This window comes from Shewanella sp. NKUCC06_TVS (assembly GCF_019345515.1).
Taxonomy (GTDB): Bacteria; Pseudomonadota; Gammaproteobacteria; order Enterobacterales; family Shewanellaceae; genus Shewanella; species Shewanella oncorhynchi.
Genome location: NZ_JAHKQX010000001.1, coordinates 127,943 through 142,494 on the forward strand (window position 1 = coordinate 127,943; position 14,552 = coordinate 142,494).

Annotated in this window: 11 protein-coding genes and 1 other RNA gene; 8 read left to right on the forward strand and 4 right to left on the reverse strand. The window is 44.6% G+C overall.

Features of this window, described 5'->3' with window-relative positions:
• The first annotated feature begins 86 nt into the window (after nucleotides 1-86).
• Nucleotides 87-1,325 (forward strand): DEAD/DEAH box helicase, encoded by a 1,239-nt coding sequence (locus KO531_RS00555; protein ID WP_219250112.1) that lies wholly within the window; start codon nucleotides 87-89, stop codon nucleotides 1,323-1,325.
• Nucleotides 1,326-1,503: 178 nt separating this feature from the next.
• Here KO531_RS00555 and ssrA read toward each other — a convergent pair.
• Nucleotides 1,504-1,859, reverse strand: a transfer-messenger RNA (tmRNA) gene (ssrA, locus tag KO531_RS00560).
• Between the two features lie 71 nt (nucleotides 1,860-1,930).
• A complete protein-coding gene (gene smpB, locus KO531_RS00565) occupies nucleotides 1,931-2,422 on the reverse strand; it encodes an SsrA-binding protein SmpB (RefSeq protein ID WP_006080832.1) in 492 nt (163 codons plus the stop codon).
• A 278-nt stretch (nucleotides 2,423-2,700) separates the two neighbouring features.
• Here smpB and KO531_RS00570 point away from each other — a divergent pair, with 278 nt between their 5' ends.
• Nucleotides 2,701-3,138, forward strand: a complete 438-nt coding sequence (locus KO531_RS00570) for a type II toxin-antitoxin system RatA family toxin (RefSeq protein WP_028760728.1) — start codon at nucleotides 2,701-2,703, stop codon at nucleotides 3,136-3,138.
• The gene (locus tag KO531_RS00575) at nucleotides 3,128-3,460 is read left to right on the forward strand and encodes an RnfH family protein (RefSeq protein WP_106651167.1); all 333 of its coding nucleotides are present in this window, start codon (nucleotides 3,128-3,130) and stop codon (nucleotides 3,458-3,460) included. The genes KO531_RS00570 and KO531_RS00575 overlap by 11 nt, the downstream gene beginning before the upstream one ends.
• Before the next feature lie 89 nt (nucleotides 3,461-3,549).
• On the opposite strand, the gene bamE is transcribed toward KO531_RS00575, so the two are convergent.
• Entirely contained in the window at nucleotides 3,550-4,041 is a 492-nt protein-coding gene (bamE, locus tag KO531_RS00580; RefSeq protein ID WP_028760727.1) for an outer membrane protein assembly factor BamE, read from the reverse strand.
• Between the two features lie 428 nt (nucleotides 4,042-4,469).
• Here bamE and KO531_RS00585 point away from each other — a divergent pair, with 428 nt between their 5' ends.
• The 4 genes from KO531_RS00585 (at nucleotide 4,470) to KO531_RS00600 (ending at nucleotide 9,431) form a co-directional block, all read left to right on the forward strand.
• Nucleotides 4,470-5,261 (forward strand): SAM-dependent methyltransferase, encoded by a 792-nt coding sequence (locus tag KO531_RS00585; RefSeq protein WP_219250113.1) that lies wholly within the window; start codon nucleotides 4,470-4,472, stop codon nucleotides 5,259-5,261.
• Between the two features lie 58 nt (nucleotides 5,262-5,319).
• A complete protein-coding gene (locus KO531_RS00590; RefSeq protein ID WP_219250114.1) occupies nucleotides 5,320-5,532 on the forward strand; it encodes a hypothetical protein in 213 nt (70 codons plus the stop codon).
• A 63-nt stretch (nucleotides 5,533-5,595) separates the two neighbouring features.
• Complete coding sequence (locus tag KO531_RS00595) at nucleotides 5,596-7,329, forward strand: GGDEF domain-containing protein (RefSeq protein WP_219250260.1); 1,734 nt, start codon at nucleotides 5,596-5,598, stop codon at nucleotides 7,327-7,329.
• Between the two features lie 332 nt (nucleotides 7,330-7,661).
• Nucleotides 7,662-9,431: a monovalent cation:proton antiporter-2 (CPA2) family protein gene (locus KO531_RS00600; RefSeq protein WP_219250115.1), complete on the forward strand. Its 1,770-nt coding sequence runs from the start codon at nucleotides 7,662-7,664 to the stop codon at nucleotides 9,429-9,431.
• A 92-nt stretch (nucleotides 9,432-9,523) separates the two neighbouring features.
• Here KO531_RS00600 and KO531_RS00605 read toward each other — a convergent pair whose 3' ends face one another.
• Nucleotides 9,524-11,968 (reverse strand): TonB-dependent receptor, encoded by a 2,445-nt coding sequence (locus KO531_RS00605; protein ID WP_219250116.1) that lies wholly within the window; start codon nucleotides 11,966-11,968, stop codon nucleotides 9,524-9,526.
• Between the two features lie 860 nt (nucleotides 11,969-12,828).
• Here KO531_RS00605 and aceB point away from each other — a divergent pair.
• On the forward strand, nucleotides 12,829-14,478 hold the full coding sequence (gene aceB / locus KO531_RS00610) for a malate synthase A (RefSeq protein WP_012588216.1): 1,650 nt from the start codon (nucleotides 12,829-12,831) through the stop codon (nucleotides 14,476-14,478).
• Nucleotides 14,479-14,552 lie beyond the last annotated feature (74 nt).

Sequence of the window (14,552 nt, forward strand, 5' to 3'; positions counted from 1 at the left end):
ATAACAATAGGACTAGCGCTATGCCGCTAGTCGCTTGGGTTTGTGTCTGCTAAAATTCTAGCCATTATTTTCAGTGGTTAACCGCAATGTCTTTTAGTGCCTTATCCTTAAACTCCACGTTAGTGAATACCCTAGCGGCTCTTGGCTATGAATCGCCAACGCCTATCCAGTTAGAAGCGATCCCTGCCATCTTAGCTAAACGGGATGTGATGGCTGGCGCCCAAACGGGTACAGGCAAAACCGCTGCGTTCGCCTTGCCTATCTTGCATCATTTGATGACACTCAGCCCTTCGCAAGAGTTAACGGCTGTGAGACCCGTACGCGCATTAGTCTTAGTGCCGACACGTGAACTGGCAGTGCAGGTACAGCAGAGTTTTGTTAAGTACGCTAAAGGGACTGATATTCGTATCGGCATCGCCTACGGCGGCGTGAGTATCGATGCGCAGGTCGCCGTGTTTAATGCAGGGATTGATGTGTTAATCGCAACTCCGGGTCGCTTACTTGATCACCTTAGACAAGGTGCATTAAATCTTAAGCAATTGAGTGTGCTTGTTTTCGATGAAGCTGACCGTATGCTCGACATGGGGTTTATGGATGAGATCCAAGCCGTGCTCAAGCAAGTACCGAGTGATAGGCAAACCCTGTTATTTTCTGCCACCTTAGATGCCGCTATCTTCAGCTTAAGTAAAACTTTACTGCGCGATCCTAAGTTGATTGAAGTTGCCAAGCGCAATACGACCGCTGCTGAAATTGAACAAGTGGTTTATGCCGTCGACGCCGACCGTAAAACCGAACTCGTCAGCCATCTGGTGCGCAGTAAAAACTGGCATCAAGTGCTGATTTTTAGCCGCACCAAGCAAGGTGTCGATAAACTGGTTCAGCAACTCAATAAAGCCGATATTATCACTCAGGCGTTTCACGGTGACTTGTCCCAAGGCGCGCGCGAGAAAGTTTTGCAGGAATTTAAACAAGGCAAAATTCAAGTGCTAGTGGCAACGGATGTCGCCGCCAGAGGCCTAGATATCGTCGAGCTAAAATATGTGATCAACTTTGAGCTACCCTTTATCGCCGAAGATTATATTCATCGTATTGGCCGCACAGGCCGAGCGGGTAGTGCAGGGCTTGCCATCACCCTCTTTAGCCAAGAGGACGCCCTATTACTGGAAGAAGTTGAAGTTGTGCTCGACAAGCGTCTACCACAACAATGGTTACCCGGCTTTGAACCCGACTTTAATAAGATGGATACCGAACCTAGACGTAACGGTAAAGCGGCTCAGAAGCAAAGAGCGAAGAAACGGGCTTTGGGTGGAAAGGGGAAAAGGTAGGTTTTTAGGTGCGGCGTCTGAATGGCTGAATCTAATAGATATTAGATCAAGTGGTGACATGATTCATTTATCGACGCCAGTTCAGTTCCCGCCGCCGCATTTGAATTTATAGCTCAAAATAGCCTGAAAGTTCAAACAAAAAGGGCTTAACCTTGCGGTTAAGCCCTTCTGGTAAAATTGGTGGAGGCGGCGGGACTTGAACCCGCGTCCAGAACACCTACATCCAAGGCACTACATGCTTAGTCTCTCTTTTAATTAACCCGAATAAACTCCGAAAGACAGGATTTCATCGGGCGAGTCCGGTACTATTTCGCGGTTCACCCCCGGACGGAGTTCCCTCGCTATCAAATGTAAGATGACCATCTGTATACACCGCCCATTTGAGAGACCTGTGTCAGATGGCTAGCTAGCCTAAGCTGCTAGAGCGTAGTTATCGTCGTTTGCAACTATAACTGTGCGGCTTTTTACGAGGCCAACCGCCCCTCGGCATGCTCCCAGGGTTTCGTGAATCCTGTCGAATCCAGAATCGCCCCCAAGAATTTGATTGTAACCCGTAGCACTATGATCACCTAGCATCATTTGCTTCAAGTTCAATCGTTTGTTCATTATCCGTGCGTTTTTTCTTTTTTCATCACGCGGGCTTTTTCAACTTCCCATTCACGCGCTTTAGTATCTTCGCGCTTATCGTGATCTTTCTTACCTTTACCTAGACCAATTTCCACTTTCACCCATGCACCTTTACGCCAGTACATTGAGATAGGAATGATAGAGTAGCCTTGGCGCTCAACTAAGCCAGCTAGTTTATCTAGCTCTTTACGGCTGAGTAGCAGCTTTTTCAAGCGTAGGGGATCGCAGACAACGTGTGTCGATGCCGTATTCAAGGGAATAATGGTGCAGCCATGCATAAAGGCTTCGCCATTTTTCAGGAATACGTAACAGTCGGACAAGTTGACCTTACCCATACGGATAGATTTCACTTCCCATCCCATAAGGGATAGGCCGGCTTCCATTTTCTCTTCGAAACGGTATTCGAAGGTTGCGCGCTTATTACGTGCGATAGTCGCAGGCGCGGCTTTGCTTGAATTTTTCTTTACCATAGTGGCGCCATTATACGCACGGTGAATCAATTTGGTATTGATATAAGGTTTTATTTAGTTAATTTCAAGCCTCTATCGTGTTATTGCTGGTTTTTTGAACGTGATTAGGGGGTTGAGTATCAGCCTAAGTGCACAAGGGGTGCGTTTTTTACGTATCGTGATAAAATCCGTGCAAATTTTGATTGCTGGCCTAAGTTGTTTATTGCACGTGCGTTATTTTCGTGCGTTTGAGTTTGCTTAGGTCGCTGTGAATACGTTAGTGAAGAGTACTAAGTCCTATGCCGCAAATTTCTCGAAGTGTGTTAGTCCGTTTTAGTGCGATGCAAATGTATGACTTAGTGAATGATGTCGAGTCGTATAAGGAATTTTTACCCGGTTGTGTGGGTGGTAAAGTATTAGAGTTTGATGGCAAGACTATGCTGGCATCTGTTGATGTGAGTAAAGCGGGGATCCGTAAGACATTTACGACTCGCAACCAAGTGGTTCCTGGTAAGAGTATTGATTTAACATTGGAAAATGGGCCCTTTAAGCATTTATTGGGGCAGTGGCGTTTTACTGAGCTGACTGAAGAGGCCTGCAAGGTAGAATTCGAGCTGAGTTTTGAGTTTTCAAGTTCGTTAGCCGATATGGCCTTTGGTAAAGTGTTTAATGATCTTATGGTATCAATGGTGACGGCATTTACGAGTCGCGCTAAGGTGATTTACAGTGACAAATGAGACAGATAAGTTTGTAGTTGATGTGGTTTATGCCTTGCCTACACAGCAAAAAGTGATTTCGGTGAATGTGAATCCCGGCACGTCAGCGATTGAGGTGGTGCGTTTAAGTAACATAGTGAGTTTTTTTCCTGAGATCGATTTAGAGACGGTTAAGCTCGGTGTGTTTAGTAATGTGGTTAAGCATGACCAAGTGATTTTACCGGGGCAAAGGGTTGAGATTTATCGTCCTTTGATTGCTGATCCTAAGGATGTGCGTCGTCGCCGAGCAGATAAAGCTAAAGATGAAGGCCGCGCGAATAAAGTGACGGGCGGACGGGCTTAAATACTGACATCATTGCTCAATAAAAAAGCGCCCTTGGGCGCTTTTTTGTATTTGATTGACTGAGAAGAGCATAAGCAAAGTTTAGGATATTACTTAATTGGTTTTTGAACTTGCGCTTCAGCTTGATTTTCTTTCACTAATGGCTTTTCATCGGCGCGCTGTGCTGGAATTTGTGGCACTAGCTCAGTTTTATTACCTGTTGGCAAGCTGCTTTGTTCTAGCGGCGTACTAAATTCTTTGCTCAGTTCATAATCGCCTTTCACTGAGGTAAGTTTATCGCCCGTAAAGTGCAGTATGAGTTCTTTATGCGTAATGCTGGCATCACGCCCACTCTTGTAGTGATACACATAGTACCAAGTATCGTCAGCAAAACTATCTCGTAATACCGGACGGCCGAGAATGTATTCGGCTTGTTCTTTGGTCATGTCAATGCGCAACTTTTCAACTTGTTGCGGTTCCATGTAGTTGCCCTGTGGAATGTCGGGCTTATAAATCAACCAATCGAACACGCTACAGGCACTGAGCGAAACAGAGAGCGCCACAGCGCCCAGTAGGGTAAGACTTTGCTTTTTATTGATCATTGTATGCGCTACTTCTGAAAATCTGGCGGCCATAATACCCAAGCATTCCCCCTCATGACAAGGGCAATCGGGCTTTGCTGCCGTCATAGATCGAATTGTGTGACTTTTCGACCCAGTATGTCGGCTTTAGTTCTCAATCTTTAAGGATATTTATTCGCTGAATTCATATGGGACTATGAGTATGATTTTAGGCTTCAAAGTCGTACAGGTTTACTGTTGGCTGGATTGGGAAAAGAGTAAATGTGAGCGATTTCTTCTTTAAAGCCAAACAATTAGTTAGCAAGTCGATAGACAGTATGTGTGGCGATAAACATAGTAATCTCATTAAAATCAGATTAAAGTTACCGATATGTTTTTATTGTGTTCTTGTTCTGTGTCTTTTTACCGTGAGTTTGCAGTCTTCGAAATAAAATAGTGGGATAGATGCATTGGGTTCTTTAGTTTGCGTAGGTACGGGTTTACAACTGGCCGGACAGGTCAGTGTGATTAGTCGTAGTTATATTGAGCACGCTGATGTCGTGTTTTCACTCTTGCCCGATGGTTTTTCGCAGCGTTGGATCCAGAACATTAATCCCAATGTCATCAATTTACAGCCGTTTTATGCACAAAATGGTGAAGTTAAAAATCGCCGAGAAACCTACGAACAAATGGTTAATTCTATATTGGAGGCCGTGAAGGCTGGCAAAAAAACCGTTTGTGCGCTCTATGGTCATCCTGGAGTCTTTGCCTGTGTTTCCCATATGGCGATTACGCGGGCGAGGGCAGAAGGGTTTTCAGCGAAGATGGAGCCGGGGATTTCGGCCGAGGCGTGTTTATGGGCTGATCTGGGTATTGACCCCGGTAGCTCTGGGCATCAAAGTTTTGAAGCTAGCCAGTTTATGTTTTTTAATCATGTGCCCGATCCGACAACCCATTTATTGTTATGGCAAATTGCGATTGCTGGTGAACATACCTTAACTCAGTTCCATACTACGAGTGACAGGCTGCAGATTTTGGTTGAACAACTGAATCAATGGTATCCGCGAGATCATCAAGTGGTGATCTACGAAGCTGCTAATCTGCCAGTTCAAGCCCCTAGAATTGAGTATTTGCCGTTGAGTAAGCTACCCGAGGCAAACTTGTCTCCGATCAGTACGTTACTGATCCCGCCAGCAAAAAAACTCGAATACAACTATGCTATTTTAACTAAATTAGGCATTAGACCTGAAGATTTAGGCTAATTGTGAGTGCTGTACTTCTGAGCTGAATTCGGGAGTCATTATATAAATAAGGAAAGGTATGTCTGCATTATCCGATTTTTTTACCCAGTTAGGCCAAGATGCACAACTGATGGAAGCGTATCAACAGGACCCTGAGGCCATTATGCGTGCCCATGGGTTAACTGATGAAGAAATTAGCGCTGTAATGACAGGGGATATGACAAAACTAAAAGTTTTGAGTGGCGACCAAAATTATCAAACATTTATTTTAGTCAATCATGGTAATAATTAACTAATCTTGAAACGGTTACGTTGTGCCCTATTAGCCATCTTCGCCTTGTGTTCGACAGCTTTGATGGCTAACTCTCTCGATTTTGATCAGGCACTCAATGAGCTTGATGTATTACTGCAATCTGATCTTAGTGCTGCGCAGAAAAAGCTTGCCGAATATGAGAAAGAATTCAGTCGTTTAACTACAATACAACAAGGACGACTGAGGATAGATAGAGCGATAGGTTATTTTTTCATCGGTGAATATACTAAAGCGTTAGATGATCTTCACCAAGCCGAAACCTTAGTGACAAATACTGATTTATTAGCGTCAGTTTATAGTTACAAAGCCACGATATATATAGGTCTGCGTGACTATGACAAAGCCTTGGCTGCAGTCGCTCAAGCATTAGCCCTAGTGGTGAATATTGATGATGTCACGATTAAACGGCACTCATATCTAAGAATTGCCAATATTTATTCCGAAATGGACGCTTATAGCGATATGGGCCTTTATGCCAATAAGGTGTTACAACTCGCAAAGGAAACCGATGTCCGCGATATTTGCCATGCTAAATTGCTGCGCGCTATTTATTTACTCGGCGTGAAAAATCCCGACGCCTTCGATGCCTTCGAAGATAGCCGTCAATACTGTGATGCGAAGCAATTCCCCCTTTTGGCGACTATGTCGATGAAAGGCAAAGCTATGGTTTTGCAGGAGCGGGGCGACTTTTTAGGTGCGAGAGCGATTCTGCTATTAGCTTTAAAAGGGTATGAAGCTTTTCAATTTCAGTTAGAAATCAGCCATGTGCATGCACTACTTGCCGAGAATTACTTTGCCATGGGTGAGCAGGTTCAAGCGAAAAGTCACGCCGTTAAAGTGCTTTCATTCCCCGATGATAATAGCTACATCGAACATAAGCATATTGCATATAAGGTATTTGCCGAACTGATGGTGGCGGATAAACAATTTGAGCAAGCCTATGAATACAAAAGAAAAGAACAATATTATAATCAATTGATTTTTGACCAATCTAGAATGAAAACCCTCGCTTATCAGGCGGCTAAGTTTAATGCTGATGAACAGTCGCGTGAAATCAATTTACTCAATAAAGAGCGTGAACTTTACATCGCTCAGCAAATGGTAAAAGAGCGGGAATACACCAATATGCTGATGTTTATCACTATTCTAGTGGGTGGGCTGTTCTTTCTTGGGATTTTGTTAGCCGTAGGTCAGATGCAGAAACGTAAGTTTATGCGTATGGCGAGAATGGATGCCTTAACAGGCATATTGAATCGTGGTGCAGGGCAAGAGTTGGGAGAAAACCTTTTTGTGCAAGCCACGGCTCGTAGCGGGGATTTCTGTGTCATTTTATTCGATTTAGATTTCTTCAAACGCATCAACGATTCTTTTGGTCATGGAACTGGCGATTGGGCGCTTAAAAAGGTGGTTGACTCCCTTAAATCTCATATCCGAAATGGTGATGTTTTTGCTCGTATCGGCGGTGAGGAGTTTGCAATTTTATTACCCTATGCCGATGAAGAGAAAGGCATGGAAGTGGCGGAGCAATGTCGAGCTCGTATCGAGGCCATTGATACCCAACATTCAGGGCATAAGTTCGTCATAACGGCGAGTTTTGGCGTGAGCGGTTTAATGGCTGATGATCTGAGTTTGGATCCATTATTTCACCGAGCCGACATGGCGCTCTATGCCGCTAAGGCCAATGGCCGCAACACCGTAGTACGCTATTCTGACATATTAAAATGTGACAAGCAGGCAACTGATTTACGGCGTCATATCGCATCGCCCTCTGTGTAATGCAAGTCGAGTGAGCATTTAGTCTCATCCAGAGTTGGCAAGCCCTTACTGGTTTTATCCTTCCTTAGTTTATTGCTCGTTTTTTATTTTGCAGCCACTCACTAAAATGCAATAACAGTCTAAGGTGTCTCTAAGCGCTCTTTTACTCTGCTTTGTTGCTCCAGTTGATTTCCCCCCACGCTTAAGTGTTTTTCGTATCAAAAATTTCTTATTTTTAATGAATTGCCTTGACCTTGTTAATAAATAAATGGGATATCATAGCTGATAATTGCCTAGCTATTGCTGGGTCCTTACATAGAACAATGCGCATTCCTTTTTCCGTTGGAGCCTTCATGGAACAGTCGAGTTTACTCACGTCGGTGCTGCTATTTTTATTGGCGGCGGTTATTTTTGTTCCCTTGGGTAAACGTTTTGGCGCGGGCCCTATTCTTTCCTATTTGGCCGCAGGGATTATTTTAGGCCCAGGTGGTATGGCGTTGGTTTCTGATCCTGCAGCCGTGTTGCATTTTGCCGAGTTAGGTGTGGTACTTATGCTGTTTGTACTTGGACTCGAATTGAATCCAAGTAAATTATGGGAACTTCGCAGTGCTATCTTTGGTTTAGGCAGTGGTCAGCTGTTGTTGTCATGGGCTGCGATTGGAGGTTTGGCTTGGGGCTTTGGCTTGTCTATTGAGGCGGCTTTAGTGGTTGGCGCCGCGCTATCTTTATCATCGACAGCCTTTGCCGTGCAGTTAATGAGTGAGCATAGGTTGCTTACAACCCCACTTGGACGTGATGCTTTTGGGGTCTTGTTAATGCAAGATCTTGCGGTTATCCCTATGTTGCTGCTGACAGCATATTTGGCGCCCAATTCTGCTCAGATTGAACATCATGCCGTGCCTTGGTACTGGACGTGTCTTGCGCTCGTTGGTTTTGTGTTAGTGGGGAAATATTTACTGCCTAAATTCCTTAAACTAGTGGCAAGCAGTGGGGTGCGTGAAGTGCTCACCGCTTTTGCATTATTGCTGGTCATGGGTAGCGCTGAGTTAATGGAGTGGTTGGGACTTTCTGCGGGCATGGGGGCATTTTTGGCGGGTATTATGCTCGCTAACTCAAGTTATCGGCACCAGCTCGAAACTGACATAGAACCTTTTAAAGGCTTATTGCTTGGGCTGTTTTTTATGGCTGTCGGTATGAGTATGGATTTGAAATTATTGATATCTGATCCGTTACTTATTCTGGGTATTTTAATGGCTATGTTGCTGATTAAAACCTTTGTGCTTATGGTGTTGGGTCGCATTCGGCACCACAAATGGCGGCCTAGTATTGCACTAGGTTTGATCCTTGCTGAAGGGGGCGAATTTGCCTTTGTGCTTTTATCTCAGGCGCAGCTATCTGGTATTGTCGGCGATAAAATTGCGCAAGTCCTTGTGCTTGCTATTGGTTTGTCTATGGCAGTAACGCCTCTATTGTTTACTTTGTTCCGAGCAACTAAAGCCAAAGTGGTGGATACTCGTCTGCCAGATACGATTAATGTCACCGAATCTGAAGTGGTGATTGCTGGATTTGGTCGAGTAGGCCAGATCACGGGGCGTATTTTGGCCTCATCAGGTATCCCTTTTGTCGCCTTGGATAAGGATGCGAGTCATGTGGAGGTTATTCGTAAATACGGTGGTGAAGTGTATTTTGGTGATGCCAGACGCTTAGACATGTTGATGTCGGCGGGGATCGCGCGCTCGCGTTTATTATTGTTGGCCGTTGACAGTGTTGAGGATTCCATTGAAATTGCTCAGCAAGTGAAAACGCATTTTCCCCATATCAACATAGTCGCGCGGGCGAGGGACCGTAACCATGCTTATCGTTTGATGAGCCTTGGGGTGACGGATGTGTTTCGTGAGACCTTTGGTTCGGCGCTATCGGCCAGTGAGAAGATTCTCCAAGGCCTAGGTTTATCGCAGGTACAAGCCAACGAGCGGGTAAAAATCTTTGCTGAACATGATAAGAAACTGGTGATTGCGAGTGCGGCTCATCAAAATGATTTAGCGACGTTAATCAATTTATCGAATAAGGGTAAGGCAGAGTTGGAATCCCTCATGCGTGGCGATAGGGAGAATGTGAGCTAATGTTGTCACTCTGATTTGGATATAAAAAGAGAGCATAAATGCTCTCTTTTTTATTGGTTTACAACATCAAATTTAACGCTGATGTTTAGGTGTTAAAAGCTATAGCTGTATTGCAGTTTGACGTTGCGTTCTTCACCCGGCATACCTCCGAGGAACATGGCTTTACTGTAATAGTCTTTATTGAAAAGGTTATTAATGTTCAGCTGGATTTTCCAAGAATCCGCGTTGTAGCTCACTGCCGAGTCAACGACGGTATAGCTAGGCACGTAACCGTCTGGAATACCAAATGAGCTTGAGTGCGTACTGCGATCATCGACAAATTTTGCACCAAGGCTCAGCTCGATTGGGCTTGATAATCTAAACCAATCCGCGCCATAGGTAACCCAAGCACTGGCAGTGACATAAGGCACACCTTTTTGACGGCTGTCGTAATTTGCGACGTCATTCGGGTTTTGCTTATCCCTTGCATCTTGGTACATGCCATTAAGGTTAACGCGCCATTGATCATTCAGGTGGGCATTGAGATCGAGTTCGACCCCCTGAGTATCTTCGCTGCCATCGTAAAAATACACGGGAATATTAGGGGTTAATATGCCATTGGTATAATCAGGGTTGTTATAGGCGACATTAGTACGCGAGCTTTTAAAGAATACCAGTGAGCCAAGTAATTGATCCTCAAATGCTTTAAAGCGCATACCTAGATCATTGCTAATTGATTCTGAATCATCTCGGTCGGTAGCATTATCTTTTACTGCATCAAGTACACTGTAAGCGGTTCGCCCTTTAGAATGGTTGATGAAAAATGATAAATCCTCAATCGGCATGTAGGTTAACCCTAGGTTATAGGTCATACCGTTATCTGTGGTATCGGCTTCTGGTGTCGCTTGGGATTGGCTAGTGCTATAGCGTGGATCAACACCAAAGTGCTCATAGGCTTGTTTAATCTCATTAAAGGCAACACCAATACGCGTGGTAAAGCCGTATGGCAGATAACTGACATGTTGTAAGCCTACGCCCCAAGCGCTGACTTTTTTGTCATAGTTAGCGGTTTTGAGTGGGTCATAGTCCTCGAATTTACCTGTGCCCCAATTAGGATTGCGGATGTCGTATATATAAGGCAGAGATCCTTGGTAAATGATTTTGCCATCTTTGTTTTTAAAGATTTGATCCGCATCGTAGATAGAATATTGCTGGAAGCGAATATTACGGTCTTCATAGTTGGCATTGACCAATAATTCATTGTCTATATTGCCAATTTGGAAGTCATAACGTAAATCGGCAAAGTACTGCCACGAAGTCTCGTCGGCATCCACTTTACGGTATTCCTGACGTCTTGCAGCAAAAGGATAAAGCACGCCGTTTTCAACTAAAGGCGCGCGGGGATCAGTGTTGATCGGGTTTTTGCCTTGTTTCCAGTAGACGTAGTTATAAGCACCTGTTTGGCGGGCGAAGCCTGAAGTGTAGTCGCGATACTGTAATTGCTGATTAAGAAACAGACTATCGTTGAAGTAAATATTGTGGGTTAGTTTAAATCTTAACTCTTCGCCTTCATTGTCCTTCGCCATGGGTGAAATCAGCCCTGCATCACCAAACGAATAGGGCCTTAAGCCGTCAGCGCCCGACAACGAGGCCGCTAGCTGCTGACGCTGTGCATCGGTCAGTTGTAAACCCTTACCACTTGGATCGTTGATCAAATCCTGCCAAGTGACCTCTCCCGCGCTCTTACCGCCGACTGAATCGGCATTGTAAATTCGAATCGGGTGGCCAATAGAGTCAACGGCAATAGCATCTTTGATATAAGCACCTGAAAGCATTACATCTTGGCTATCACTTAATACCCATTTTAAGGCGCCATAGATTTCGTCTCTGTCTGTACCTATATCGCGATACCCATCACTGCGGCCGGATTTTGCCACTAAACGGTAGGCGACATCATCATTCAGGGCGCCCGTGCTATCCAGAGCAAGGGAGTAGGTATCCCATTGCCCAACTTCGGCGGTAAATTTGTTTTTTGACTCGAATTGCGGTTTTTTCTCAATTAAATTGATGACGCCGCCAGCACTCCCCATGCCATAGAGTCCAGTCGCTGGGCCTTTTAATACTTCTACGGATTCAACGTTGGTTAAAGAGCGCGTGGGGTTGAAAGTGTTACCAAGGCCAGCACCGCCATACATACCGTCATAGGTGTAATTTGCGCCTAAACCACGGATGACTATGTTGTCACCGATGCCATAGTTATTACCCGCTTGAGTCACACCACTGATGTTACGGATCAAGTCTTGCAGATTATCTGTACCTTGGGTTTCGATCAGTTCTTGGTCAACAATTACAACTGCAGCGGGTGTTTCCATGAGAGACATGTCGGATTTAGTCGCTAGCCCTGAATTTTTCACCACTGAGTTTTGTCTGCCATAAACCGTGATGCGCTCAACGTTGGCTTCAGTATTTGCTGATACCGAGTTAGCTTCGGCGGATGCAGTTTGCGATAAAACGGAAAGGCAGGCGAGTGCAGTTAGTGACAAACGAAATGATTTCATTAATGGTTCCCCCAAATAAATAGGTCGCGAATAGTAATGATTTGCATTTAAGTTGGCAACATATGTTTCAGATGTCGTGGTTGAAATGTGCAGTGCTGCGAATAAGTGTTACGAAAAGGCATGTATTTGAGGAAGTAAGGTATGGGTTCTCGCAGGAGAAAAGCTTCATAAAAAGTCGCGTCTAAGCTCCATCCCGCTGTAATGTCAAATTTGTTTCATTTTTTTTATAAAAAAGTGATTTATTTTTTGAGTTAACCATCACATCCCACCTTGTTGATCGGGAAACGCAACCTGGTACTTAGTTTGAATCGCACACGACACTTATTTCGTTTACGTAAACGTCAAAATAAAACGGTCGTTTTAATTTGTAGCAATAGCAACAGTCTTTATCATTATGATTCATATGAATTTATCTGACTTACCTCTAGGTTAGTTCAAAACATTGAGCATTTTCTACTTAGGTCTAATAGAGTAAAAATGATGTAATAATAAATTTACTCTTAGTTATTTAATTACGTAATTAATTACTTTGTGTATTGATTGGTAAAGTTGTCTGACAAGTTTCATTTAACTGCAATTGTCATATGTGATTAAAATGTTTAATTGCATATTTGTCAGTTATTTGTCGTTAATTTTCTTGCTTGGTCAGACCAATTTTAGCATGGTTTTTACTTAGGTTAATGCATGTTTTTGTCAATCTTGGACTGTTGCAAATACAAACGTTTGTCGGTAAGTTTTAGTTCGAAACAAACATTTGATGGTTTTTTGGTGAGTTTATAAGCTGTGGTGATTGGGGATGCTACTGCTTTATATGTCAGCGCTAAGCCTGTGATAGTGGAGCCTCTTGGGAGGGCATCAAGATGACGGAACACACTTTGAGTGAACAGCAATTGAATTCGACACTGGGTAAAGCTACAGCAAACGCCACGCTTAATATTGTGGGTCGTGACATTCCAGGCCAAGAAGTCATATTTACCGAAGGGGCTGTCGCCTTACTCGAATCCCTTTGTCGTGAATTTGCCGACGAAGTACCCGCCTTACTCGCTAAACGTAAAGATAAGCAAGCGCGTATCGATAAAGGATCATTACCAGACTTTCTGCCTGAAACCCGAGCTATTCGTGATGGTGCATGGCAAATTCGCGGTATTCCCGATGACTTGCTTGACCGCCGCGTAGAAATCACAGGTCCCGTTGAACGTAAGATGGTGATTAACGCACTCAACGCCAATGCCAAAGTGTTTATGGCCGACTTTGAAGATTCCTTAGCACCAAGCTGGGAAAAAGTCGTCGAAGGTCAAATCAATCTACGTGATGCCGTGCGTGGTGATATTGAGTACACAGCACCGGACACGGGTAAGCACTATAAATTAGGACCAAATCCGGCAGTGCTTATCTGCCGCGTTCGTGGTCTGCACCTTAAAGAAAAACACGTACAGTTTAATGGCAAAGCGATTCCTGGCTCACTGTTTGATTTCGCACTGTATTTCTACCACAACTATCGCCAACTTTTGGCCAAGGGCAGTGGTCCATACTTTTATATTCCTAAGTTAGAAAGTCATGTTGAAGCGCGCTGGTGGGCAAAAGTATTTGCTTTTGTTGAGGAAAGGTTTTGTCTGCAAGCGGGCACGATTAAATGTACTTGCCTGATCGAGACGTTACCGGCCGTGTTCGAAATGGACGAAATCCTCTATGAGCTGCGTTCCAATATCGTCGCGCTGAACTGTGGTCGCTGGGATTACATCTTCAGCTATATCAAAACATTAAAGCGTCATAGCGACCGAGTCTTACCGGATCGCCAAGCCGTCACTATGGATACGCCTTTCTTAAGCGCTTATTCAAGACTCTTGATTAAGACCTGCCACAAACGCGGTGCGTTAGCGATGGGCGGCATGGCGGCCTTTATTCCAGCTAAAGATCCGGTTCAGAACGAAGCGGTATTGCAGCGAGTTCGTCGAGATAAAGAACTGGAGGCGCGTAACGGCCACGATGGCACTTGGGTCGCGCACCCTGGCCTTGCCGATACCGCTATGGGTATTTTCAACGAATATATAGGCCAAGATCACTGTAATCAATTGCATATTACCCGTGATGTCGATGCGCCTATTCTGGCTAGCGAACTGCTTAAAACCTGCGACGGTGAGCGCACCGAACAGGGGATGCGTCTGAACATTCGTATCGCACTGCAGTATTTAGAGGCTTGGATCAGCGGCAACGGTTGCGTACCTATTTACGGCTTAATGGAAGATGCGGCTACGGCTGAGATTTCTAGAGCCTCAATTTGGCAATGGATCCAACATGGTAAGTCGCTATCAAACGGCAAACTCGTGACCAAGCAACTCTTTAAAGACATGTTGGTTGAAGAGCTGTCGAACGTGAAAAAAGAAGTGGGTAGCGACAGATTCACCCATGGCAAATTCACTCAAGCGGCGGTGTTGCTCGAAGACATTACCACTTCCGACGAGCTGGTCGATTTCTTAACCTTACCCGGTTACGAAATGCTGACAGCTTAGAATGAACTCATTTGCTTGAACCGTTTTAGGTAAACCAGATTTAGCTGTGGCGGGGCTACCGTCAACCAAACAAT